The sequence below is a fragment of the Flavobacterium olei genome (genome assembly GCF_039749035.1).
GTDB lineage: Bacteria > Bacteroidota > Bacteroidia > Flavobacteriales > Flavobacteriaceae > Flavobacterium > Flavobacterium olei.
On the sequence record NZ_JBDKWC010000005.1, the window covers coordinates 191,773 to 217,964 of the forward strand.

General features: G+C 37.0%; 15 protein-coding genes. 5 read left to right on the plus strand and 10 right to left on the minus strand.

From position 1 onward, the window contains the following. Positions 1-59: 59 nt before the first annotated feature. Positions 60-392 carry a YegP family protein gene (locus ABEB31_RS14710; RefSeq protein ID WP_347052389.1) on the minus strand — a complete coding sequence of 111 codons (333 nt, stop codon included), beginning with the start codon at positions 390-392 and terminating at the stop codon, positions 60-62. A 317-nt stretch (positions 393-709) separates the two neighbouring features. On the opposite strand from ABEB31_RS14710, the gene ABEB31_RS14715 reads away from it, so the two are divergent. Together ABEB31_RS14715 and ABEB31_RS14720 are read left to right on the plus strand one after the other, a co-directional pair. Beyond that, a complete protein-coding gene (locus ABEB31_RS14715) occupies positions 710-1,831 on the plus strand; it encodes an XdhC family protein (RefSeq protein WP_347052390.1) in 1,122 nt (373 codons plus the stop codon). A 1-nt stretch (position 1,832) separates the two neighbouring features. Beyond that, positions 1,833-2,420, plus strand: coding sequence for a nucleotidyltransferase family protein (locus ABEB31_RS14720; protein WP_347052391.1), 588 nt, complete (start codon positions 1,833-1,835; stop codon positions 2,418-2,420). Positions 2,421-2,770: 350 nt separating this feature from the next. On the opposite strand, the gene ABEB31_RS14725 is transcribed toward ABEB31_RS14720, so the two are convergent. Further along, positions 2,771-3,904, minus strand: coding sequence for a cysteine desulfurase family protein (locus tag ABEB31_RS14725; protein WP_347052392.1), 1,134 nt, complete (start codon positions 3,902-3,904; stop codon positions 2,771-2,773). Between the two features lie 237 nt (positions 3,905-4,141). On the opposite strand from ABEB31_RS14725, the gene ABEB31_RS14730 reads away from it, so the two are divergent. Genes ABEB31_RS14730 through ABEB31_RS14740 form a run of 3 tightly spaced genes read left to right on the plus strand, consistent with a single transcriptional unit; the run spans position 4,142 to position 7,969 of the window. Further along, entirely contained in the window at positions 4,142-4,780 is a 639-nt protein-coding gene (locus ABEB31_RS14730) for a (2Fe-2S)-binding protein (protein ID WP_347052393.1), read from the plus strand. Beyond that, entirely contained in the window at positions 4,777-5,757 is a 981-nt protein-coding gene (locus ABEB31_RS14735) for an FAD binding domain-containing protein (RefSeq protein WP_347052394.1), read from the plus strand. Before ABEB31_RS14730 ends, ABEB31_RS14735 begins: the two co-directional genes overlap by 4 nt. Positions 5,758-5,764: 7 nt before the next feature. Next, the gene (locus ABEB31_RS14740; RefSeq protein WP_347052395.1) at positions 5,765-7,969 is read left to right on the plus strand and encodes a xanthine dehydrogenase family protein molybdopterin-binding subunit; all 2,205 of its coding nucleotides are present in this window, start codon (positions 5,765-5,767) and stop codon (positions 7,967-7,969) included. 272 nt (positions 7,970-8,241) lie between these two features. On the opposite strand, the gene ABEB31_RS14745 is transcribed toward ABEB31_RS14740, so the two are convergent. The 8 genes from ABEB31_RS14745 to ABEB31_RS14780 all read right to left on the minus strand — a co-directional run bounded on the left by ABEB31_RS14745 (position 8,242) and on the right by ABEB31_RS14780 (position 25,901). Then, positions 8,242-8,805 (minus strand): DUF2911 domain-containing protein, encoded by a 564-nt coding sequence (locus ABEB31_RS14745; RefSeq protein ID WP_347052396.1) that lies wholly within the window; start codon positions 8,803-8,805, stop codon positions 8,242-8,244. 98 nt (positions 8,806-8,903) lie between these two features. Continuing rightward, positions 8,904-10,703, minus strand: a complete 1,800-nt coding sequence (locus ABEB31_RS14750; protein WP_347052397.1) for a glycoside hydrolase family 2 protein — start codon at positions 10,701-10,703, stop codon at positions 8,904-8,906. Positions 10,704-10,883: 180 nt separating this feature from the next. Further along, a complete protein-coding gene (locus tag ABEB31_RS14755; RefSeq protein ID WP_347052398.1) occupies positions 10,884-13,208 on the minus strand; it encodes a glycoside hydrolase family 2 protein in 2,325 nt (774 codons plus the stop codon). A gap of 202 nt (positions 13,209-13,410) precedes the next feature. Beyond that, positions 13,411-14,607, minus strand: a complete 1,197-nt coding sequence (locus ABEB31_RS14760) for a glycoside hydrolase family 88 protein (protein WP_347052399.1) — start codon at positions 14,605-14,607, stop codon at positions 13,411-13,413. Positions 14,608-14,986: 379 nt separating this feature from the next. Continuing rightward, on the minus strand, positions 14,987-16,507 hold the full coding sequence (locus ABEB31_RS14765) for a RagB/SusD family nutrient uptake outer membrane protein (RefSeq protein WP_347052400.1): 1,521 nt from the start codon (positions 16,505-16,507) through the stop codon (positions 14,987-14,989). Positions 16,508-16,522: 15 nt separating this feature from the next. Next, positions 16,523-19,525: a SusC/RagA family TonB-linked outer membrane protein gene (locus ABEB31_RS14770; protein ID WP_347052401.1), complete on the minus strand. Its 3,003-nt coding sequence runs from the start codon at positions 19,523-19,525 to the stop codon at positions 16,523-16,525. A gap of 370 nt (positions 19,526-19,895) precedes the next feature. After that, positions 19,896-23,990, minus strand: a complete 4,095-nt coding sequence (locus ABEB31_RS14775; RefSeq protein WP_347052402.1) for a two-component regulator propeller domain-containing protein — start codon at positions 23,988-23,990, stop codon at positions 19,896-19,898. A 282-nt stretch (positions 23,991-24,272) separates the two neighbouring features. After that, on the minus strand, positions 24,273-25,901 hold the full coding sequence (locus ABEB31_RS14780; RefSeq protein ID WP_347052403.1) for a DUF4955 domain-containing protein: 1,629 nt from the start codon (positions 25,899-25,901) through the stop codon (positions 24,273-24,275). Between the last annotated feature and the right edge of the window lie 291 nt (positions 25,902-26,192).

The following is a 26,192-nucleotide window of genomic DNA, read 5'->3' on the forward strand; positions in this document are numbered from 1 at the left end:
ATATATAAATGAAAAAAGCGAGGTATATGCCCCGCTTTTTATATTTTAAAACAATTTTATTAATTCGTCTGATCGTCAATTTCTGCATCAGGAGCATTTTTCTTTACCGATTCGATGCCGCTGTCTCTCGCAGAAACGCTTTCGTACATTTCACTGTGACCAATTACCTGACCGTTTCCCCCTTTTAAATTAAAATACGGCTTCCCGCTTTTGGACTCCAGTTTATCATAACGATCATCGTCTGTTGCATTCTTTTTAACCGATTCAATTCCGCCCGAGCAGGCAGATTTTGTACTGTAACCTTCACTGGTTAAAATCGTCTGTCCGTTTCCGGCCTTTAGATTAAATTGAAACTCTCCGTTGGCTCTTGTTGTCATTACAAATTTTCCCATGCAGTTTAAATTTTAAGGTAAGTAATAGTTATTTTGCTGCCGATAAAAATACAAAACTTAGTAATATAAAATCGACATTGGATTTAAATAATACATACAATGATGTTGTTAAGGTGTTTTTATTCAATGGTTTGAAAAGTTTTTCTGATTTTGTAAAGTGAAGTGGTTTTCGAATGAAGTTAAAAGAATCCATTTGGCAGAGTTTCATTTGCAAGGGGAATAATACTGCTGTAAAAAATTAATGTTTCTACTTCTGTTATTTTTTTTCTAATTTTAAAGTATTAAAGCCATTAACACTTAATTACTCTTCCTATTTTATGAATGAAATAAACCAGATTCTAAAAGCCTGCGAGAAAGCAAAATCGGAAGGAAAGCAAATGGCTTTGGCAACGGTAGTGAAGGTAGAAGGTTCGTCGTACAGAAAACCCGGTGCCCGAATGTTGGTTACAGAAGATGGTATGCTGACCGGAGCGATTAGCGGAGGCTGTCTGGAAGGTGATGCATTGCGAAAAGCACTTCTGGCTATACATCAGAAACAAAATAAACTGGTCACCTATAATACAAGCGACGAGAAAGATGCTGAGGTCGGCTTACAATTGGGCTGCAACGGAATTGTACATGTTTTATTTGAATATATTAATGACGAAATTCCAAACAATCCGATTTATTTGCTGCAGCAATTAGGTTTAGAAAGAAAACCAGCCGTAATGGTTACTGTTTTTTCCCTTAAAAGAAATGCTTTACAAACCGGAACGGTACTTTTTTATAGAAAGGACAATCCGATTTTAAATCTAAATAAAGACGTTTTAAATCTAATTTCTCATGCAGAAGAGGTAATCAGAAAAAAGAAATCAATCGTAACTAAAACTACAGAGCAGGATAATGAGGCCTTAATCGAATATGTTGAACCGTCAATTTCGCTTGTTATTGCAGGTGCCGGAAATGATGTACAACCCTTAACCAAAGCTGCAGCAGTTTTAGGCTGGGAGATTACGATTGGAGACGGACGGGTCTTGCAGGCAACAGAAAAACGTTTTCCGGATGCAGATAATGTAAGTGTTGTTAAAGCAGAGGAATTTCTTGACCAAATTTTAATTGACGATTTTACTTATTTTGTTTTGATGACGCATAATTACAAATACGATCTGGCTGTTTTAAAATCCTTATTGCAGACTAATTTTCACTATATCGGAATCCTCGGACCAAAGTCTAAATTCATGCGAATGCTGGATGATCTGCAAACAGAGGGAATAAAGGTTAGCGAAGAACAGCTTCAAAAAATTTATAGTCCAGTGGGACTGGATTTAGGTGCCGAAACTTCAGAACAAATTGCATTATCAATATTGGCTGAGATTCAAGCGGTTTCAACACGAAAAGGAGGAACTTCGCTAAAACATAAGAAAGGTAAAATTCATGATGAAATTCCACATGCAGAGTAAAATGCAAAATAAAACAGGAATTATTATTTTGGCTGCCGGAAATTCTTCACGACTTGGCAGACCCAAACAATTGTTGAAATATAAAGATTCTACTTTGTTGAAAAACACGATTTCAGAAGCCTTAAAGGTCGAAAATGCGTTTGTAATTGTGGTTACAGGATCTAACAATAATTTAATAGAAAAAGATCTTGATGCTGTAGAAACATTCATTTCTTATAACGCCCAATGGCAAAACGGAATGGGAACTTCAATCTCTCACGGAATTAGCAAATTACTGAGTTTAAATCCAGATTGTGAGAAATGCATTTTAGCAGTTTGCGATCAGCCTTATGTAACAAAATCGGTTTTCGAAAACTTAATTCAGGAATCTGAGTTAAAGGAAAAAGGTATTGCTGCATCAGCATATTCAGGCACATTAGGAACACCGGTTTTATTTCACAAAAAATACTTCAGTGAACTTCTTGAATTGAAAGGAAAAGAAGGAGCAAAGAAAATTATCGCAAAATACGCCGAAGATGTCATTTCAGTTTCTTTCGAAAAGGGAAATATAGATATTGATACTGAGGAGGATTATTTACAAATAGAGTGACAGAGGTTTTAGGTCCAAATGTTCAATGTTTTTGCCACAAAGGCTCAAAGACACAAATTAGTTTTTAAAAGTAAAGTTGATTGGCTTCCAGCTTTAGGAGGATGTCATTAAGATAGAATGTCTAAGTTTTTTTGCCACAAAGTCTCAAAGACACAAATTTAGTTTTAAAAGTAAAGTTGAATTGCGTCCAGCTTTAGCTGGATGTCTTAAAAAATTAAGCATTAAAGGCTTTAGCCAAATTACTAACAATTTGGCTAAAGCCTTTTCTAATCTCAATGTATTCGTCCAGTTATTAGGCAATTCAAAAAAAAACTTTGCGCCTTCGCGCCTTCGTAGCAAAATATAAAAAATTACCCACGCAACTTTCGACACAGATTCAAAACCTTTTCTATTGTAAAATCAATTTCTTCTTCAGTGGTATACTTGCTAAGACTGAAACGGATTGAACTCAAAGCCTCATCATCAGACAATCCCATTGCCTTCAAAACATGTGATGGTTTAGAGGTCACGGCAGAGCAGGATGCACCATTAGATACAGAAATAGTACTTAAAGCCATTATTAACTCCTCAGAATTAACGCCCGGAAAACAAATATTCGAAGTAGTATATATGCGGTTTTCAATACTGCCATTTACAAATGAACCTTCAAACTGCAGTAGACCTTTTTCCAGTTTGTCTCTTAAAAATTGAATTCTTTTTTTGTTTTCTTCTAATTCATTTACAGCAATTTCGCATGCTTTACCTAAACCAATTATTCCGGTAGTGTTTAGGGTGCCGCTGCGTAATTTTCGCTGCTGATTGCCACCTGAAATCTGTGGAATTAGTTTTAGTCTGGCTTCCGCCGAAATATAGAGGGCTCCGATACCTTTTGGACCGTGAAATTTATGGGCGGATAGTGCTAAAAGATCGATTCCCAGTTTCTTAACGTCAATTTCAGTTTTACCTGCAGCCTGCGTGGCATCGCACAAAAACACCACATTTTTACGCTTTAAAATCGTCGAAATTTTATTTATATTTTGTAAAACGCCTGTTTCATTATTGGTAAACATTCCTATGAAAGCCAGTGTTTTATCTGTAGTTATTTCGTCTAAAAGATTAATATTGATAAGGCCATCATTCCCAGTGGGCATATAAGTAATTTCAAAGCCAATGTCCTCCATAAACTCACAACATTCTAAAACCGCTTTATGTTCTGTTGCTATTGTCACTAAATGTTTTTTCTGCTCATTTGCCAATCCTTTTATGGCAAGATTGATGGCTTCAGTTGCTCCCGATGTAAAAACAATTTCTTCTGCTTCGGCATTAATTAAATCAGCAGTTTGCCAGGCCGCTTTTTCAATTCCGTCGTTTGCTGTTAATCCTGCGAGATGGCTGCTTGAAGCATTGGCGTAAGATTCGGTAAAGTATGGAATCATCGCTTCTAAAACCCGTTCGTCAATTTTAGTAGTGGCGTTATTGTCGAGGTAAATTATTCTTTGCTGCACAATATTTAATCTTTATAAGGTAAAAATACAATTTGTAAAATTCATTAGTATTAAATTCATAATAAAATCTCAGCAGCAGCTCACTGAAAAATTGAGCTATTTCGCCACCTAAAAAAGCGAAATTATAATTATTCTAAATAAGAGAACTGTTTGAATATTATAATTTTTTGTTATTTAAGTTCTTTAAATTTGTTAGAATGACAAAAAGTGAATTTGCTAATTTAACAAATAGACTGAATGGCTTCCAAAAAAATAAATGAGAATAAAGAAACGTCGGAAGACTCCAATTCCCGTCGTGACTTTATAAAAAAGTCAGGACTTTTTACAGCTCTTGCCTTTGCGCCGCCAACTTTGGTAATGGCTTCAGAGAAAAAATGGGATGAGAAAATTGCTGAGTATTTAGAAACAGTGCCACTTTCTATTGAAGTAAATGGTAAAAAGCACGTTCTAAATATTGAACCCAGAACTACTTTACTCGATCTGCTGCGGGAACAATTACATCTTACAGGAACAAAGAAAGGATGTGATCACGGGCAATGTGGTGCATGTACTGTCCATGTAAACGGAACCAGAATTTTATCCTGTTTGTCGCTGGCCTCCATGCAGCAAAATGCGCAGGTTACCACAATCGAGGGGCTTACAAAAGGTAAAAAGCTGCATCCTATGCAGGAAGCTTTTATCAAACACGATGGTTTTCAATGCGGATATTGCACCCCGGGACAAATCATGTCGGGAATTGCCTGTATAAAAGAAGGCCACGCCAACAGCAGAGAAGAAATTAAAGAATATATGAGCGGAAACATCTGCAGATGTGGTGCTTATCATAATATTGTCGATGCTATTACTGAAGTTAAGGAAGGAGGAAAGGAACTATGAAAAACTTTCAGATAATTAAAGCGCTGTCTTCTTCGTCGGCAGTGGCGAGTTCAACAAAGGATTCTTCTGTTATGTTTATTGCAGGCGGAACCAATCTGGTTGATTTAATGAAAAAAAATGTTGTTGCTCCAGATAAATTGATTGACATCAATTCTTTAGACTTAAAAAAGATTGAATTTTTAAAAGGAAAAACAGCTATTGGTGCCTTGGCAAAAAATAGTCAGGTTGCAGAAGATTCATCTATAAAAGAAAAACATCCTTTACTTGCTTTGGCTTTGGCAGCGGGAGCTTCACAGCAAATTCGCCATATGGCTACTGTTGGAGGAAATATGCTGCAGCGAACCCGTTGTTCTTATTTTTACAATACCGATATGCCCTGCAATAAAAGAGTTCCTAAAAGCGGTTGCGGAGCCATTGGAGGCGTTAACAGGATGCACGCGGTTTTTGGTGCTTCCGATAGTTGTATTGCAGTTCATCCGAGTGATATGTGTGTGGCTTTGGCAGCGCTGGATGCAACGGTTCTGGTTGAAGGCCCAAAGGGAAAAAGACAAATCAATTTTACAGATTTTCATCGTCTTCCGGGAAATTCTCCTGAAAAAGACAATACTTTAGAAAATAGAGAATTAATAACGCATGTCGAAATTCCGGATCATAATTTTACCAAAAATGTTCATTACCTGAAAGTTCGGGACAGAAGCAGTTATGCATTCGCATTGGTTTCGGTTGCTGTGGCTTTAGATCTAAAGAACAATACAATACAAGATGTCAGACTTGCCATGGGAGGTGTTGCGCACAAACCGTGGAGGCTGACAGAAACAGAAGAGTTCCTGAAAGGAAAAACAGTTTCGGAAGAAACGTTCAGACAAGCCGGAAATTTATCGATGAAAGGCGCAAGAGGATACGGCGGTAACGATTTTAAGCTGATTCTCGGAACTAACGCCATAACAGAAGCACTTACAATAGCAGCATCAAAATAATTAAATTATGAGCAAAACAAGTAATATTAATAGAGTTGACGGATTTGCTAAAGTAACGGGCTCGGCAACATACTCGGCAGAATATAAAACTCCCGGAGTCGTATATGCCTGTTTGGTGGGCAGTACAATCGCAAAAGGAAGAGTTAACAGCATCGACACTAAAAAAGCAGAATGGGCACCCGGCGTTTTGGCGGTTATCACGCATCTAAATGTAGATAAACCCGTTGGATATGAAAAAGCAAAAGACAAACATAATTTTGGTCAGCCGCTTCAGATTTTCAAAGATGATTCGGTTTTGTACTATGATCAGCCCATTGCCTTGGTAATTGCCGATACTTTTGAGCGTATGCAATATGCGGCAAGTTTAATTAAAGCCGATTATTTAAAGGATGAACATATTACCGAACTGCAGAAAGCGGCCGATAAAGAGAAAAAAGTAGAAACAGATAAAGGAAACGATTACCATCGCGGTGAACATGATGGCTATAAAAATGCAGAGGTAGTTCTGGAAACTGAATATACCATTCCGACAGAAGTTCACAATCCAATGGAATTGGCGAATATCATTGCCAAATGGGATGGTAATAAACCAATTTTATATACCAAAAGTCAGGGAGTCGAAGGTACATGTAAAAGTGTAGCAGGAGTTTTTGGCGTTCCTATAGAAGATGTTGAGGTACACTCAGAATATATTGGTGGTGCATTCGGAATGGGATTACATACCTGGCCTTATGAAATCGCAGCCTTAATCGGAGCTAAAAAATTAAACCGTCCTGTAAAATTAGTTTTGCATCGCGAACAAATGTTTACCAATGTAGGTTTCAGACCTTATACCATTCAAAAAATGGGTTTAGGAGCAACCAAAGATGGTAAATTAACGGGTTTAACGCATGAAGCTGTTGCCATGACATCGAGCTATGAGGATTTTATGGAGGGAACGGTAAACATGTCGAGATTTATTTACGATTGCTCGAATGTTTCTACACGTTACAGAATCGTGCCTTTGGATACTTGTACACCAATCTGGATGCGTGGCCCGGGAGAAGCGACAGGTTCATTTGCTCTGGAATCTGCGATGGATGAAATGGCGTATAAATTAAATTTAGATCCAATCGAATTTCGTAAACTTAATTATGCCGAAAAAGATCTGGAACAAAATAAACCCTGGAGCAGTAAATTTCTTTTAGAATGTTACGAAGCCGGTATGGAAAAAATTGGCTGGAAAAACCGAAAAAACAAACCGGGTTCTGTAAAAGAAGGAGATTGGCTGGTAGGCTACGGAATGGGAACCGGAACTTTTGGTTCATACCGAAATCCAACTGCGGTAAAAGCTAAGTTTCTAGCAGATGGAAATCTGGTGCTGCAATGCAGTGTCAACGATATGGGTCCCGGAACTGCTACTATGATGACAGCAATCGGAGCTGAGATTACAGGTTTGCCGACAGAAAATGTAATTATCGAAATGGGTAAAAGCGGATTGCCAAAAGGACCAACGCAAGGAGGTTCTGCAACTACTTCTTCAGTTGGTTCTGCCGTACATGATGCCTGTACTTTGTTAGTAAGCAAAGTGATCGGACTGGCAAGTCAGACCGCAGAGTTGAAAGGAATTGCAGTTACAGATCTGAGTTTTGAAAATGGAGTTATTTCGTCTAAAAACAAAAAATCAAAGTCGGTTACATTAGCTTCACTTTTAAGTGCAAATAAAATAGAAGATTTTGAAGCCGAAACACTTTCAAAAGGAGCCGAAGAAGCTAAGAAATATTCTATTTATTCGTTTTCAGTACATTTTGTAAAAGTGCTGGTGAATCCGAATTTAGGGAAAATCAGATTAGCTCATGTGGTTTCCTGCGCGGATATTGGAACCGTAATCAGTCAGAAAACATCTGCGGGACAAATGTTTGGCGGGGCAGTAGGCGGAATCGGAATGGGTTTAATGGAAGCATTAGAAATCGACCATCGTTTTGGCCGTCCGATCAATAATAATTTTGCGGATTATCATGTTCCGGTAAACGCCGATATTGAAAAACAGGAAGTGTTTTTTGTCAATAAAAAAGATCCGGTGAGCAACCCGATGGGAACAAAAGGTCTGGGAGAAACCGCGTTGGTTGGAATGGCACCTGCAATTGCAAATGCTGTTTTTAACGCAACCGGAAAACGGGTTCGTGATTTACCAATTACATTAGATAAAATTATAGAAACTGTAAAGGTTTAAAGCGACAGATTATTTCAATTAAAAGGATTTTTTTAGCCACGAATTACGCTAATTTTTTTCTACTAAATTGAAAATCTTTGCGAAAGCTTTTACCACAAATTGCACAAATTCCCTCAAATTATTTTTAAAATCTAATTTGTGAAAATTTGTGCAATTTGTGGCTATAATTTTTTAAAATTGAAATAATAATTCGTGAATTCGTGGCTATAAAAAAAGTCGCAAAGCTTAAAAAACCTTGCGACTTTCCGCCTTCGCGGCATATATTATTAAAATTACTTAACTGTAATTGGCAATTCAACTGTAGTTTTATCCCATCCAATAACTAAATTAGCCACATTTCCCTGAGTTGTAAAAGCAATAGATAATGCTTCAATAACATCAGAAACCGATTTTACAGGTACAGAAACTCTCACAACATCTTTCTTTTCGTCATACGCGTAACCACCCCATAAATCCAATTCTTTATTGATGATAATGGTCCATTTGTCTTTCTCAGGAATTGCAAATAAACTGTAAGTTCCGGCAGCCACATTTTTACCGCCAATAGTTACCGCTTTGTAAAATTTAATTTCTGTATTTTCATTAGCACCCACTCTCCATACTTCGCCAAATTTCACTACATCACCAAAAATAGTTCTTCCTTTTACAGAAGGTCTCGCATAAATAACTTTTACGACCGGATTTGGTGTATCTGTTTTTTTGAATTTAACTGCTTTGTTTGGGAAATAAGAAATATCAACCGGACTTGCATCAAGTGGAGCAAATTTTACGACATCCTGAGCCTGAACCGAAACAGCAGCAAATAAAACAACTGCCAATAAACATAATTTTTTCATAGGATTACAATTTTTAGAATTACTACAAAGTAAGTTAATAATGAAGAAAAATCATATAATTTGAGGTTTGTTTTTTGTTAATGAATTGATAATGCCACTTACATTTCTTTTTTCTTCTTTGCATAAAAATCCTGCATGATATAAAATGCTTTCTTTTTCTGTCCGTCATTTGAGATTAATCCTTTACGGTTATAACCGTCCTGAATGCCCGGAAGCAATCGTTTTGGAGATCTGAAATCAACTAGAATCCACGGACTTAATCCGCTCAGGTGCGGAATTTTTTCAATCATTTTTAAATTCTGAATGTATAGATATTCCTGATATTCTTCTGTCCAGCGCTCATTTTTTTCTCCGTGAAAGCCTGCTTTTGCATCACCTCCAAATTCAGAAACAATGATAGGTTTATTGTATTTAGACTTCCAGACGATTTTTTCGGCATCTTCAAGATTTCCACCGTACCAGCCCAGATACTGATTGAAAGCCACAATATCTAAAACTTCACCAATCGGATCATCAATAGTTTCTTTTTTTGTTAATAAAGCGGCACTAATTAATCGGGTATTATCCAAAGATCTGGTGTGTGCAGCGAGATCTTTAATAAATGTATTTCTCGCCTCAGAAATCGGAGTTTCGTTTGCCATCGACCATATAATAATGCTGGCTCTGTTTTTATCCCTGATAATAGAAGCTGTTAGTTGATCTTCGGCATTTTGATACGTGTTTTTGTTTGTGAATTCTACAGTCCAATACACCGGAATTTCCTCCCAAACCATAATTCCCATTTTATCTGCTTCTCGGATAATGTTTTCGTTGTGCGGATAATGTGCCAGACGAACATAATTACAGCCCATTTCTTTTGCCCAGTGTAACAGTCTTAAAGCATCTTCTTTTGAATTCGCACGGCCGCCTTTGGCATTTTCTTCATGTATGGAAATTCCGCGCAGGAAGACTTGTTTTCCGTTTAGCAGAATTTTATCGTCCTTCGTTACAATCGTTCTGAAACCAATCTGATCTTTTATATTTTTTCCGTTAAAGTCAATTGAAACGTCGTATAATTTCGGATTTTCCGGTGACCAGTATGAAATTTTCTTTACCGGAATTTCAAAATTTAAAATTCCGTCTGCGCCGATTTTGCCTTTGTAATTGATTTTTAATTCCGGAATCGAAATTGAAACGGCATTTGGAGAGGTCTCTAAATTATTGACTTTGACAAAACCGGAAATCAGGTTTGCACTATTCTTTTTAAGTTGAATCGTATAATCTTCAATAAAAGAAGATTCTTCTTCAATTAAGGTCACATCGCGCGTAATTCCGCCATAATTCCACCAATCGGTATTGACAGTCGGTACATCTTCTTTATGACGCGTGTTATCAACTTTAATAACTAAAAAATTGTCTTTTGGTTTTACAATCGACGTAATCTCGTAATTGAAAGGTGTAAAACCACCTTCATGAGTGCCGAGCTTTTTTCCGTTTAGATAAATATCTGCTTTATAATTGATTGCTCCAAAATACACAAACAGCCGTTTCTTAGGCGCTAAATTATAATCGAAAGATTTTTTAAACCACACATTTCCCTCATAATATTTCAGTTCAGAAATCTGAGAATTCCAATCACCCGGAATGGTAATGGTCGGCGACTTATCAAAATCATATTCTACCAGTTCCTGCTTGTTTTCTGCATGATAATTATTAAAAAATGCACCTTTTGCCGGTTTTTCCTGTTTGTCATACTGATCTAAATGAAAACTGTAGAATCCCGTCTGATACGGATCGACAATATAATTCCAAACTCCGTTTAAAGAAGTGGTATTTCGATTGGGAACATTGGAAATTAAGTTTTGAGCAAATCCTAAAACGGAAAAGGTTAGGAGGAATGCGGTTAATAGTTTTTTCATTTTTTTGCTTTTTGTATTTGTGTTTTGCCACGAAGGCGCTAAGTCGCAAAGATTTTACGAATCCGATTAAAATAATTTTGTTTCCCGCAGATTTTAAAAGATTTAAGCACATTGAAAATCATTTTTAAAATTTGCGTTAAACTAAAAATTAGTGGCTTAGCGTCTTTGCGGCTAAAAAAATTATCGTGGAGAAATCCTCAAATATTCTCCTTTAAAACTCTGGTTCAAAGCCGTCATCTCAATCACATTGCCGGAACCGTCCGGAATTACTTCAATAGAAGCTTTTCCATTTGCCATTCTGATGGATTCACTCCCTGTTGGAGTTCCCTGATTTTTTAATGTTTTCCCGCCTTTCAGACATTGAAAATAGACACTAGCTTCATAATCCAGACAACGTAAATTGTTATTATCAACTGCAATTGCCGAAACCAGATAATGGCCATTATTCATTTTTTCTGCAGACAATTGAAGCGAAACCGCTGTATCATTTTTGTTGAATCGATAGTTTACTTTCAGTGTATCAGAAACCGTTTTGCCGTCTTTATTTTTTCCAACAGCGATTAAAACATTTTCTCCTTTAGCAAAATTAACATCCCAAGTTAATCCATTTGCAGGATACAGAGAAAGATTTCGCTGTTTTTCTCCCAATGATTTTCCATTATGCACTAATGTAACTTTTTCACAATTACTAAAAACACTTAAAGTTCTCGGCGTGTTTTCAGGTCCTTGGCGTTCTGTCCACGTATGCGATTCTATGTAAGCAAAAGGCTTTTTTGCCCAGTAACTTTTAAAAACATAATAAGCATCTTTCGGAATTCCGTTTCGGTCTGTCAGACCTTTCTGGTTCATGTACGGAATATCATCTTCCGGTCGTAACGGTGTTGCAAAATCCTTAAAAGCCCACTGAATATTACCCACAAACATTGGATCGTTCTCTGAGATATGCAAATGCCAGTCAAATAAATCAACGATGTAATTTTCGCTCCAGTCGCCAATTTGCGCAATGTTTTCGACTTTGGTCTGTACAATAGCTTCTTCCCAGCCTTCCGCTTTAATCACATTTTCTCCCGTTACCGGATTTTCGCTGTGACGACCCACATGACTGTCTCCGCCATATTCTGCATGAATAAAATGTTTGTATTCTTTCTTGTAGACATCGATTGCTTTTTGATAACTTTTATAACTTCCGGAATACCAGCCTGACCAGATCGAAGGCGAGAAAACATCTACGATATGCGAACCTTCATAATATTTTCTGATTGCCGTTTTTCTTGTCGGATCCAATTTATGCGCAATGTCATTCAATTCCGTTAAAAAGATATTGGTTTGTTCTGCATTATCTCCGTCAGGAAAGTCAGGAAGCCAGTTCATTTCATTTCCTAAAGACCAAATAATAATACTCGGATGATTGTAATTTTGATGGATGATTTCCGCAAGCATATTTTTGGTATTGGTTTTCCAGGCATCGTTTCCAATTCCGCCACGACACCACGGAAGTTCATCCCAAACCAATAAGCCTAATTCATCACACGCTTTATAAATTTCAGGATCTTGCGGATAATGTGCCAGACGAACAAAGTTGGCTCCCATATCTTTTATCGATTTCATATCTGCGTAATGTTGTGCATTGGTCATCGCAGCGCCAACTCCGGCCTGTTCTTCGTGACGATGCGTCCCGCGAATGAGAAGGCGTTTCCCATTTAAATAAAACGGACCGTGATCTTTAAATTCAAACCACCTAAAACCCACTTTCTCAAAAATGCTGTCTTTAATTTGATTTTTTTCTAATAGATAAGTAGTTAAAGTATATAAATTCGGCTTTTCCGTATCCCAGAGTTCCGGGTTTTTGATGTTTTCGAAAGTAACGGTTGAAGTTTTATCAGAAACCAGGACTTTTTTGCTTGCTACTTTTTTTCCTTTCGGATTTTTTAATGTTACAATCAATGATAAATCTTTTGAATTATCGGGATTCAGAATTGAAGAAACAAGTTGAACCGATGCTTTTTTTTCCGAAACTTCCGGTGTTGTAATTTTGATATTTTCTATATGATTTTTGTATTTGGAAACTAACCAAACGTCGCGTGTAATTCCGCCATAAATAAAGAAATCACTTTTTTGAGACGGAATAATTTCAATGTCATAACTGTTGTCAACACGAACCAATATATCGTTGTTTCCTTCTTGGATAAATTTCGTAATATCAATAGAAAAACCAATATATCCGCCAATATGTGATCCGGCTTCTTTTCCGTTTATATACACTTTTGTCGTAACATTTGACCCTTCAAAATACAAAGAATAAACCTGGTCTTTATCAACTTTCGCAATATTCAATTTCTTCTGATACCAGCTCGCATCGCGCCTGTAACCCGGATTTAAATCGGTTGCGTCTTCGGCATTCCAGGTGTGCGGTAAATTCAGGGAAGTCCAGTTGGGTGAATTAATAGCTTCGTTGATATTTTGAGTATGGTTTTCCAGATAAAGCCAATGGTCATTAATATTCATTTTTGTCTGAGCAAAACAGCTGCTCTGACAAATTTGAAAAAAAACAAAAAGCGCAAAAAGTGAAAAAGTTTTATTCATAGTTACAAAGGTTCAGAGGTTCAAAGGTTTTTTTATTTTAGGTTCAAAGGTCCAGCGTTTCAAAGATTCAAAGGTTGAAAAACTTTGTCGCTTTGTTATCTTTTTAAAGACTCAAAAGCCTTTGTCACTTTGCTCCTTTGAGCCTTTGTACCTTTAACAAAGCCTCTAAAAAATAATAATCGGCATAGATAATGGGCTCGTCAATTTCATCATGTTTCGGCCAGTTACCAGTACTATGATCGAGTAGGAAAGGGGCTTTTACTGATGTATCAATAATATACTTTTCTGTCTGGACAGCGGCCATCATTTTATCCGCGAAAGCGAGGTAACTTTTATTTTGAGTATAACCGTACAATTCGTATAATCCTGATGCCATAACCATTGCCGCAGAAACGTCGCGCGCTGCATTTGGAATCGCAGGATCTTTAAAATCCCAATAGGGAATTCCGTCTTCGGGCAGGTTTTTATGCGACATAAAAAATTTCGCAGTTCCTTCTGCCTGTTTTAGATATGCAGGATCTTTGGTATAGCGGTACGACATTGTAAATCCGTATACTGCCCATGCCTGACCACGCGCCCAAACCGAGTCATCATTATAACCCTGCAAGGTCGTTTTCTTTCTGACTTTTCCCGTTTCCGGATTATAATCGATAACGTGATAACACGAATTGTCTTCGCGGAATTGGTTTTTTAAAGTAGTATTAGCATGCTGAGTCGCAATGTCACGATATTTTAGGTTTCCGGATAGTTTTGAAGCTTCGAATAACAATTCTAAATTCATCATATTATCGATAATAACAGGATAATCCCAAATCTCTTTATTGAAATCCCAGGAACGAATGGAACCCACTTTCGGACTAAATCTTTTGCATAAAGTCTCTGCGCCTTTTATAATTACCGCTTCGTATTCTTTTTTGTTCTCCACTTTCAGCGCTTCTCCAAAACTGCAAAACACTTTAAAACCTACATCATGCGAATTACTGTTGACACTTTCTTTTTTGCTGAAAGGCGTCCACTTTTGAGCTTGTTCTTTATATTTTGAATCTCCTGTAAGACGGTAAAGCTGCCAAAGATTTCCGGCAAAAAAACCACTGGTCCAGTCTCTGCTGGGCACTTTATGAATTTCATTCGTTTTGATATTCATGCTTCTTGGCACTGACATGGAATCGACCGGATAATCGAGGAGCATTTGGTAACGGGTTTCCAGCATCTTTTCTGCAGAAACGGTTACTGTGTTTTTTTTAGGAATAATTCCGGGCTTGCAAGCGGTTCCCAGCGCTGCAAAACCCAGAATTAAAGAAACAAAATTGACATTCTTCATATTTTAAAATATATTTTTTGACGCTGATTAGACGGATTCGCTTTCGCGAAAACGCTAATTCTAATCGGATTTTTTTTTCGCAGATTATGCAGATTAAGGCAGATTTGGCAGATTTTTATTTGTGTCTCTATTTCTATTTAAAAATAAATCTGCTTTATCTGCTAAAATCATTTTAAAATCTGCGTGAAAATTTTCTCCCGCAGATTTAGGTGATTTTTATTTCACGCAGATTTACACAGATCTGAGCAGATTTGGCAGATCTTTTTTTATTTCCAATTTAGATTTAAAACTAAATCGGCCCAATCTGCATAATCTGCGAGAGAATAATACTTAGAGTTTAAATATAAAATCTTTAAAATCCGCGTAACATAATTAGCATTTAGTAACCAGGATTATTAGGTTTTAAATTCGGATTAATCGCTAATTCTGTTCCCGGTAATGGCCATAGATAATCTTTATTCGGATCGAAATTGGCGTGCGGTTCCAATCCGTTCGGACCAAAAACTTCCGGACCATTTTTTAGTCTTTTAATATCGTACCATCTGATGTATTCGAACGCCAGTTCCAATCGTCTTTCATCAATAACCATTTTTCTAAAATCGGACTGGGAAAGTCCAGGCGTTACATTCGCAGGAAACGAAACTAGTTTGCCGGCTTTGTTTCTCGCTCTGGCACGAACGCGGTTTACATAGCCATCCGCTTCTGTAGTTCCCGGAGTGATTTCGTTTAAAGCTTCGGCGGCAGTTAATAAAACTTCTGCATAACGCATGGTAATATAATTGTGCTGCGAAGTTCTCCCGTTGGCTCCGGCTTTTCCCGGAAAACGGAAATATTTGGCAATATGCGGACGCGGTGCTTTTTCGTTATCGCTTGAAGGGAAAACCTGTAAAGATCCGCCCGGGCCCGTTTTTTTTCTGATAATAGTATCAAAACTTACTGCTCTTCTGTAATCTCTCTGATCCCAGGTATTGAATACTTTTAAAGACGGAACAGCAACCGAAAATCCCTGTCCGTAACTGTAACTGTCATCTTTTAAAGAACCGGTGAAAAACGCTGTATAATCTTGACCGTAATTACCAGAAGTCAGGTTATTAAAGTCAATTGTAAAAAGGGGTTCTTTTAGAGAAGCGGTTTTATTAGCATTAAACAAATCCTGAAAATCAGCATCAAGACCTAAACCAAATTTAGCTTCGTTTGTAATAACAAATCGGGCTTCATCATAAGCTTTTTGATATTGTCCAAGAGTCAGATAAACTGAAGCCAGATAACCTGCAGCTGTCCCTTTTCCGGGAATCGCTTTTACTTTTGGTTTATCATCCAGCCATTGTTTGGCAAATTCCAGGTCGGCTATAATTTTAGGATAAACGTCTGCTTCTTTAGTTTTCGATAACGAATTTACCTGAGAAACATCATTAACCACAAAATCAACATACGGAATATCTCCGAAAAGCCGAACCAGATGGTAATACGTAAAAGCTCTGGCAAAATAAGCCTGCGCTACAATCGCATTGACTTTTGCAGGATCTCCCGGTGTCTTTTTAGCGCCTTCAATTGCCTGATTTGCAGCTGTAATGATCACATACGACTGTGGCCAGAAGTTCGCTACCAAAGCATTTGTATCGTTCATGCTCATGTCATTCACATCAATACGTGCCGCCTGCGTGGTTCTGTCGCCAATATCGGCCATATCGTCGCGAAGCATCAAAGCAATTGTAAATTCTCTTCCCCAATAATTATTGTGGGCAATATTTGCAAAAGCGCCGTTTACAGCCGCCTGCAAATCATCTGTATTATTGAAGAAATTATCCGGACGAATGATTCCTACCGGTTTTTCTTCGAGATCAGAACAACTGAAAAAGGCGAGTGTTCCGACGAATAGAAAAGCTATATATTTTTTCATGATATCTTTATTTGACTAAAATTTTACATTAAATCCGAAAGTAAATGTTCTTACGTTTGGATATCCTCCGTAATCCAATCCTAAATTGGTATTACTTCTTGAATTGGTGTCGTTGAGGTAATTTGTCTCAGGATCTGTCCCAGGATAATCGGTAATCGTCCAAAGGTTTTGTGCACTAATGTAAAAACGGACTTTGTTCAGTCCCATTTTCGAAACTACTTTTTCATCGAGACTGTAACCGATCGAAACGTTTTTCAGACGGATGTAACTTCCGTCATAAACAAATCTTGACGTAATTCTTTTGGTTCTCGCAGCATTGACAGGAACGTTTGTATCTGTATTGGTCGGTGTCCAGGAATCTAAAACTTCAGTTGTAGCATTGTTATTTCCTGATGCCAGTTCCATTAAAGTGTAATTCAAAATTTGATTGCCTTGTGAACCTTGAAAAAAGATATTCAAATCGATATTTTTATATGTGAAATCATTATTGAATCCGAATATGAAATCAGGATTCGGATTTCCGATAATCGTTTTATCCTGAGAATCCAGTTTTCCGTCGCCGTTAACATCCCTGAACTTTTCACCTCCGGCAATCGTTTCAAAATTACCCGGTAAAACCGTTTCTCCCTGCTGAATTACACCATCATAAACAAATCCAAAGAAAGAACCAACAGGTTGTCCTACTCGTAAAATCTGCGATTCTGTTGCCAAAAAGTGACCAGGGGCTGAGTTGATTAAAAGGTCTTTATTATCTGCCAGTTTTAAAACTTTGTTTTTATTTGATGAAATGTTAAAATTCGTTGACCATGTAAAATCGGCGCCAATAAAATTTTTGGTATTAATTCCCAATTCCCAACCTTTATTTTCCAGTTCCCCAACGTTCTGAAGCTGAGAAGCAATTCCTGAAATTCCCGGAAGCGGTCTGTTAAACAAAAGATCTTTGGTAATGGTTTTATAATAGTCTGCAGTCAGGCTGATGCGGTTATCAAACAATCCTAAATCAATTCCGTAATCCTGCTGATAGGAAGTTTCCCATTTCAGATTTGGATTATCTAAAGCAGTTAATTGTACAGAATTCACGATTACATCGCCGCTCACATAATAAATTTCAGAAAACCTGGACAGCGTAGAATAAGCCCCAATCGAAGGATTTCCTGTTGCTCCGTAACTTGCTCTTAGTTTAAGATTAGAAATGGTTTTATTTTCTTTTAAGAAATTTTCATTACTGATATTCCATCCAATTGCTCCGGATGGAAAAGTTCCGTATTTGTAGTTTTTACTAAAACTCGAAGAGCCATCTCTTCGCGCTGTAAACGTAAATAAATATCTATCGGCATAGTCAAAGTTTAACCTTCCGAAAGCAGAAATCAATTCTGTTTCAGATAATCCTGAATCGGGTTTTAAGAACACTGTTCCGGCGCCCAGATTTCGGTAGGAATTGGTATTAGTCAAAAATCCTCTGGAAGCAGCATACGAACTTTCATTTTTGTTTTTCTGATACGAGTAACCTCCCAAAACAGTCAGCATTCCTTTGTCGATAATTTCACGTTTAAACGTCAGGTAGTTTTCCGTTAAGAAAGAAGAAAAACGGGTATTGTTTACAGAAGCTTCTCCTTTGATATTTTTTCCTGCAATTAATGTTGACGGAATAAATCTTCCGGTTTGCGAATTATTATCGGTTAAACCTAAAGTAGTTTTAAAGTCCAGATCTTTCGTAATCTGATATTGTGCAAAGAAATTATTTCGGTTTACGATAGAAACGGTTTCCAGAATATTTTCCATCGCCGTTGCGTACGGATTATCGATATCATCACCAATAGGAGCTGTAGTTGTATAAGTTCCGTCTGCATTGTAAATGCCTTTATCGGGCATAAAACGATACGCAGAAGCAATTACACCCGCCGCTCCGGTTCCGCCTGCTCCGGTCTGACTTACGATTCCGTCCTTATTTTGTTTGCTGGTGAAAGTATTTAAACCCACTTTTAATTTAGGTGTCAGATCGGCTTCCAGATTACTTACAATGGTATATTTGTCAATTCCCGAATTAATAACTACTCCGTTTTGGTTGAAGTAAGTTCCCGAAACATAATATCTGACGTTTTCAGATCCGCCGGAAAAAGACAGTTGTGTATTCGAAATCATTCCGTCACGGTAAATAATATCCTGCCAGTCTGAGTTTGCCGGCCCTTGCGTATGAGTGGTAAAACTTTTTCGGTAAGCTGCAAACTGGTCAGCGTTTAACAAATGCAGTTTATTATTAACCGATTGTACAGAAGTTGAATTGCTGAATTCAATTACCGGTTTTCCGGGTTTTCCTTTTTTAGTGGTCACCATGATAACTCCGTTTGAACCTCTTGATCCGTAAATAGCCGTTGCCGATGCATCTTTTAAAACTTCAATAGAAGCAATATCCTGAGGTGCCGGCATAGAAACGCCCGCAAAACCATCCACAACGATAAGCGCATCACCACTGGCATTAATAGAAGTTCCGCCACGTACCCTGATTTTTACCGGCGCACCTGGTTCGCCTCCGTTGTTTGTCATAACAGAAACACCCGCTGCACGGCCCTGCAAGGCTTGCTCTGCATTTAAAAGAGGATAAGCCGTTAGCTCTTTTGCGGTTACAGAAGATACAGATCCTGTAATATCACTCTTTTTACGCGTTCCGTAACCCACAACAATTACTTCGTCAAGTGCTTTTGTATCTGGTTTCAAACTAACGTTAACAACGGTTTTGTTGCCAACCGGAATTTCAACCGTCTGAAATCCGACAAAATTAAAAACCAGTACAGCATTTTTTTCAGAAACAATTACGGTATAATTCCCGTCCATATCGGCAGAAGCCCCGACAGAAGAATTTTTAATGTAAACATTAGCACCAGGAAGTCCGAGTTGATCCTCGCTGGAAACAATTTTTCCCGTGACTTTTTTGTCCTGTGCATTCATCATGAAATTTACCAGTAGAAAGGATACCAGTAAACACCATTTAAACGGTTTGTTTTTTTGGTTTGTAAACATTCATTTTTTGGTTTTAGGTTAATAAGTTAGAAAGTAGAAAAGCAATAAACTCATTCCGATTATGATAATCACAAATAAAATCTGCAATAAAAGAAAGTGTGTTTTTTTGATTTTCATACCGCAAATGTAGAAGCCAAAAAAGAAATAGAAATACAAAAAAGGGTATCCAAAAATACAGATACCCTTTTTTTAGTCCCTTAAAACAGTGGGTTTTTTAAATAAGATGAGTTGTAAAAAGTGAAAAGTGAAATGTAAAAAGTGAAATGTAAGAAGTGAATTGTAAAATTTAAAATGTGAGATGTAAAAGGTGAAAAGATAGTAACATCCAACAGTTCACATCTCACATTTCACATTTTCCCATCTTCACATTTCACAATTTAACCGTGGAAGATTTGTAAAATTTGTCCGCAAATTGTGATGGTGTTTCTCCATACTTTTTCTGGAAGCATTTACTAAAGTATTTCGGATTATTGAAACCGACTTTATAACTGATTTCTGAAACCGTTAATTTGTTTTGTTCTAATAATTGAGCAGCGCGTTTTAATCTAATTTCATGAATAAATTCATTTGGTGTGCAATTGGTCCAGGCTTTGATTTTTAGAAACAGCATGGTTCTGCTGACACCCAGTTCTGAACAGAAAAACGGAATATCAAATTGTTCGTTCGAGATATTTTCTTCGACAATTTTAAATGCTTTTTTTAATAATTCTTCGTCAAGCGAAGAAACCGTGATTTCAGACGGAATAAAACTGTCTTCGCTGGAAAATTTGATTTTTAGACGTTGTGTTGTATTTAAAAGGTTTTTAACACGAAGCCTGAATTCCATTAAGTTGAATGGTTTGCTGATGTAATCGTCGGCACCGCTTTCCAGGCCTTCAAATTTATAAACCAGGGAAGATCTCGAAGTTAGCAGAATCACCGGAATATGACTGGTTTTGATGTTTTCTTTTATTTTTGAACACAATTCGGTACCAACCATTTCGGGCATAATGACGTCACTGATAATCAGGTTTGGAACAAATTTTAAGGCTTTTTCTAAAGCGATTTTTCCATTTTCTGCCTCGATAATATTATAGTCTTTTTTGAGAAGGTTTTTCATGAACTTTCTTAAAACCTTGTGATCCTCAACCAATAAAATCGTTTGTTTTTCTTCGTTTACAATTAAATCTTCCAAATCATCATTTTCGACAATTTCCGATGGTTCCAATTGTGCGGTGTATTGTGCAATGTCATCACTGATTTTAAAGTCAGGAATAATTTCGCTGTCCAAAAGATGGTCGCGGCCCAAAGGCAGATTCACTTTAAAAATCACACCGCCGGAAGGTTTATTGGTAACATTGATTTTTCCTTTGTGCAGCTCCACGATGTTTTTTACAATAGAAAGTCCGATGCCGGTTCCTTTGTTGTAATTTTTCTGAACGTTATTGTGTGTCGGAACTTCAAAAAATAAATCAAAAATTTTATCGATATGTTCTTCAGCAATTCCTACACCCGAATCTTCAACTGCAATAAAAAGATGCTGGCTGTCCTGATTGATTTTAATATGGATTGAACCGCCTTTTGGAGTGTAACGAAACGCATTAGAAATTAAATTGTAAAAAACACGTTCCAGTTTATAACGGTCAAAATACACCAGAATTTCTTCGTTTTCGGCTTCAAAAGTATAGTCGTAGCCGCCATCTTTGGCATATTCAATAAATGATAAAAAGATTTCTCTGGTAAATTTGACAATATTGCCATTTGCAGATTCAAGTGTAACCTGATGATTTTCGAGTTTTCTGAAATCCATTAAACGATTAATGAGACTCAAAAGGTGATTAGCGCTTCCTTCGATCACCAGCAGTTTTTTGTACATCTCATTAGTACCGTTATAATCGGCTAATATCTGCTGCAACGGACCTAAAATCAAAGTCAAAGGCGTTCTGAATTCGTGCGAAATATTGGTAAAGAAATCCAGTTTTAATTGGTTGTTTTCTTCAATCCGCTGTGTTTCCAGATATTCCAGTTCGAGTTTTTGTTTCAGTCTGGCTTTGGATTTCATTATCCAGATCAAGCCGTATAATCCTAATCCAATTGCAATTCCGTACAATAAAAAGGCCCAGATACTGCGCCATGGAGCGGGATTTACAATAATGGTTAAGGTCGTTGGCGTCTTATTCCAAACGCCGTCGTTATTGGCGCCGCGAACTTCAAACGTATACGTGCCCGGATTCTGGATGGCAAAATTGGCTTCGCTGTTTTTGGTTGTTGTCCAGTTGTTTTCCAAACCAATCAACCGATAACCGTATTGATTGTTTTTGGATCGAATGTAATTCGGAATCGCAAAGCCAATCGAGAAATTCGCTTTGTCATAATCCAGAGTAATGGTGTTTGTAAAACCAATGCTTTTCGCTAAAATTTCACTTTTATCATTCGGATTGATGATTTCGTTTTTAATTTTCAAATCGGTAATTAAAACCTGAGGAGCATATTGGTTTAAGGAAATTTTTCCTGCATCAAAATAAGTCGCGCCCGACGGACTTCCAAAATAAAACTCATTGGCCCCAATTCTTAAAGCCGAATTATCGTTGAATTCATTACTTGCCAAACCGTCTTTCTGATCGTAAATCGCAATTGTTTTTTTTAACGTATTGTACTTGATAATTCCCTGATTGGTACTGATCCATAAGTTTTTATCGTCATCTTCTAAAATAGAGTGAATGGAAGTGATTACAGTATTTCCGATTTTTAAATTGATTCGGTTAAATTTTTTTCCATCAAAATAATGCAGTCCTTTTGCTTTTGTTCCTACCCAGATTTTGTTTTGCGAATCCTGAAATAAAGTGAGAATATCGTCGCCCGATAAAGAAGAATGATCGTAAAAGAAATGCTGAATTGTATATTTTTGCAGATTAAAATTACGCAACGGTATACGATTCAGTCCGTTTTGCGTGCCCACCCAAAGTGTATTTTGTTTGTCTATTAGAAGAGTACGGAGAATATTATTGGTCAGAAATACTGGTTTTGTAGTATCATTTCCAATATTTTGAAATGTCTTATTCTCTGTATTGTAACGAATTAAACCTTTACCAAAAGTGCCAATCCATAAAATTTTATTTTCCGCTTTAAGCGAATACACACCACTTTCTTTTAATAGGTCAATTAAATCGGATGCAATTCTGTTGTCTTCAATTCTTTTAGAAATCGTGTTGTAAGCAGAAAGTCCTTTAGAAAAAGTTCCAATCCATAAAATATGATCGTCAGAAAGGCACATTGCCTTAATATCATTTTTATTGGTTTGTCCGGTTTTGCTGTTAATGTAACTTACAGTTTCTGTGTTTTTATTGTAAATGGTGATTCCGCCACCTTCCGTTCCAAAATAAATGTTCTCGTTTTTATCATCAATTATCGAACTGACAACATCAAAACTCATCGGAATCTTTTTTGAATTCTGATTGTAATTGGAGAAATTGACATTTGAAACATCCCAGAGATTTACGCCTTTGTAATAACAGCCAATCCAAATAGAACCTTTTTGATCTTTAAAAAGCGATTTAACTTTATCGATTCCGTTGTTATTGTTGCTGTTGTTTATTTTCTGAAGAGTTTTATCCTTTCCTAAAATATAAATTCCGTCGTAAGCGCCAATCCATAAAGAGCCTTGATTGTCAATTATTAAGGACCGAATATCAGAATTGATTTCACGATATTTTTCATCCTTTAAAAAAGAAATAAAGTTTTTCTGTTTTTGATCGAATTTTAAAAGTCCTTTATTTTTTGTACCAATCCAGAAACTACCGTCTTTCTCTTCAATTACAGATTGTACATTTAATAAATCAGTGGTATTTAAAGAATAATTTTTAAAGGATAATTTGCCGTTTTTTCGACTAATCAATTGGCACAAACCTTTTGTAGTTCCAACCCAGATTTCGCCTTTTTTAGTTTTTAAAACACTCAGTATATTATTGCTCGGAAGGCTGGAAGAATCATTATCTGAATGGAAAACGGAGGTAAATAACCCTGTTTTTTTGTTTAAAATCGTTAATCCTTTAGAAGTTCCAAACCACATTTCTTCGCCAATTTCGCGAATGGTCCAAACCGCATTATTACTGATGGTATGATTGGCTTTGGTATGCAAATATCTCGTAAATCGATTGGTAACAGGATCATAGCAATTGAGTCCGTTATAAGTTCCTACCCATATTTTTCCAGAAGTATCTTCTTCAATTGCCAAAATATCGTTGTTACTTATAGAATATTTATCTGAAGCATCGTTTCTGAAAATGGTAAACCGGCTTCCGTCATATTTATTGAGTCCGTCGCGCGTTCCAAACCACATCTGCCCGAATTTATCCTGATGAATGGCAATGACAGAACTCTGCGAAAGTCCATCTGTAGTAGAAATGTTTTTAAGACGGTATTTATTTTGGGAAAATAGATTTCCGAAAATAAGTACAATTGTGAGTAAAGCTATTTTGTATTTCATAGCGTTTTTTTATTTAGCCACGAAGGCGCTAAGGCTCAAAGTTTTTTTATTATTTTACCTCGTAAAGTTGCAAAGTTTTTTTTCCTCATTTTTCTAAGTAATAAGTTCTCTTTGTCATTTCGACGAAGGAGAAATCTCACGCGGGATTGGACAAAGATTGGCAATTAACTATAAAGAATTTCTAGTGTGATTTCTCCTTCGTCGAAATGACAAAACAATACTTATTAATCTTTATGGTAAATAAAACTTAGTGCCTTAGCGCCTTTGTGGCAACTTTTAAATTTACCTTAATCGTTTTTGTAATTGATAATCGTACAAAGAAGGCACTTTATTAACCGGCATATTTAAAAACTCAATATAAGGATCCACGTCGTATTTGATTTCGAAATTGGTATTTCCATGAACGCCTATGATTCTGGCCAAAGCGCCGTCCTTCATTCCGTATAATAAAAAAGGTTTTGAGGAATCTGGATTTTCAACCTGCACATTCAGATTCCAAAACGTGCTGAAAGGTCCATGAGAAGGCTTCCAATAATCTGCGCCTCCGCCTCCAAATAAAAGATAACTATTGTTTTTCTCCGCTTTTAAATGAACGGTAATATTATCAAACAAATTTTGATGATTGGCTCCGGAATGCTGATCTAAAAGCGGATCTGTAAAAATCTCACAGTTTTGATAGACATTTTTGGTTGCAAATGTGTTGAAACTTAACGGATGAACAGCCGAATTATAAATCTTTAGATTCTTAACCAAAATATTATGAACGCCTCCTAAAGTTACCGTATAATGCGCCAAATGTGTGCCGTCTGTTGTGATATCCTGAATGGTTACGTTGGCAACTTCTTCGGCTAGAATACCGCTGTCGGCATTTGTAATTTTTACATCTTTAACCCATGAATTAAATAATCGGGTTAAGAAAATACCATTATTTCCGGGCTCAACATGATGCGCAACTCTTGGGATATCAGGAAAAGTAAAGCGAAGATGCTCAATTCCAACTTCGTTTAAATGTTTCCATTCTACCAATTGTGCCTGATAAACGGGTTTTATTGAAATGGTTAAGGGCGTTTTTAAAGTAATTTTAGAACCTGAGATTTTTGTTATTTCAACCTGTTGTCTTACAATAGGAAGTTTTGGAAATTTCCAGTGATGGGAACCTGGTTTTACCTTTGCACCCTGATATAAATCCCTAATAATTTCGCCATTTTCTCCGTCTTTATTAAAAAGCTGCAATTCGACAACGTCACCCACTTTTAATCCTTTTATATCTGAAACAGTAATTTCATGTTCTCCCATTTTTCCTGAACTGACTTTCGCCAACGCATTAGATTCGGGTTCATATTTATCCAGATACGATTTTACACGCTCGCCCGGAACCTGCGTCCAGATAAAACCGCCTGACCACGCATATTGGGAAAAAGGGAGATCGATATTATTTTCGGGTTCGCGTTGGCGTTTATCAAAAGTTGTCAGATATTCGCGAAGCTCGGCCAAAACCTCCGAATCTTTAAGATACATCATCGGTCTAGGACAATAGATTTCGGTTCCGTTTTCGGCAAAACCTGTTCCGCGGAGGACAAAATTGCTTCTTTCGATATAAAGAATGTCACTTAGGATAATTCGTCCGGCGGGCAATTGCAGAATCACATTTCCTTCAGTTGCATTGGCGGCTTTAAAAGCTTTTAAAAGTGCTTTTGAATCGTCTAAATCATCATTGGCTTTTACACCAAAATCGACAGCATTAATAATTTTTCCTTGTGGTTGGGGAATTTGGCTTTCGCCGAAATGATAGCCGGCATAACTGAAATCCGGAAGATAATTGGTTTTTTGAGATAAAATTTTAGGGATTTCCTGTGCCAGTAAAGTATTCATGAAAAGGCCGCAGGATAGAAGAAGGGTCTGGCGAATCATGGTTTGTGGTTTTTGTGGTTAGTTAGTTTTTTTTTTTGCCGCTAAGGCGCAAAGTTTTTGTTTCACGCAGATTTATTTTAATCTCGCAAAGTCGCAGAGACGCAAAGTTTTTTTTACTTTTTTGTCACCCTGAGCGAAGTCGAAGGGCACAAAGCAACTCTGTACAGAAAATTGCCAATCTTTGTCGAGATGACAAACAGAACTTAAAACTTTGCGTCTCTGCGACTTTGCGAGACTAAAAAAAAACAGCTTAAAAAACCTTCGAAGCTTAGTGCCTTTGCGGCAAATTCT

Bases quoted from the DNA above. Each gene is read 5' to 3' on its own strand.
- ABEB31_RS14715 (WP_347052390.1), top strand. From the start codon at position 710: ATGAATGAAATAAACCAGATTCTAAAAGCCTGCGAGAAAGCAAAATCG.
- ABEB31_RS14720 (WP_347052391.1), top strand. From the start codon at position 1,833: ATGCAAAATAAAACAGGAATTATTATTTTGGCTGCCGGAAATTCTTCA.
- ABEB31_RS14760 (WP_347052399.1), bottom strand. From the start codon at position 14,607: ATGAAGAATGTCAATTTTGTTTCTTTAATTCTGGGTTTTGCAGCGCTG.
- ABEB31_RS14750 (WP_347052397.1), bottom strand. From the start codon at position 10,703: ATGAAAAAACTATTAACCGCATTCCTCCTAACCTTTTCCGTTTTAGGA.
- ABEB31_RS14745 (WP_347052396.1), bottom strand. From the start codon at position 8,805: ATGAAAAAATTATGTTTATTGGCAGTTGTTTTATTTGCTGCTGTTTCG.
- ABEB31_RS14710 (WP_347052389.1), bottom strand. From the start codon at position 392: ATGGGAAAATTTGTAATGACAACAAGAGCCAACGGAGAGTTTCAATTT.
- ABEB31_RS14770 (WP_347052401.1), bottom strand. From the start codon at position 19,525: ATGTTTACAAACCAAAAAAACAAACCGTTTAAATGGTGTTTACTGGTA.
- ABEB31_RS14730 (WP_347052393.1), top strand. From the start codon at position 4,142: ATGGCTTCCAAAAAAATAAATGAGAATAAAGAAACGTCGGAAGACTCC.
- ABEB31_RS14740 (WP_347052395.1), top strand. From the start codon at position 5,765: ATGAGCAAAACAAGTAATATTAATAGAGTTGACGGATTTGCTAAAGTA.
- ABEB31_RS14765 (WP_347052400.1), bottom strand. From the start codon at position 16,507: ATGAAAAAATATATAGCTTTTCTATTCGTCGGAACACTCGCCTTTTTC.
- ABEB31_RS14735 (WP_347052394.1), top strand. From the start codon at position 4,777: ATGAAAAACTTTCAGATAATTAAAGCGCTGTCTTCTTCGTCGGCAGTG.
- ABEB31_RS14775 (WP_347052402.1), bottom strand. From the start codon at position 23,990: ATGAAATACAAAATAGCTTTACTCACAATTGTACTTATTTTCGGAAAT.
- ABEB31_RS14755 (WP_347052398.1), bottom strand. From the start codon at position 13,208: ATGAATATTAATGACCATTGGCTTTATCTGGAAAACCATACTCAAAAT.
- ABEB31_RS14780 (WP_347052403.1), bottom strand. From the start codon at position 25,901: ATGATTCGCCAGACCCTTCTTCTATCCTGCGGCCTTTTCATGAATACT.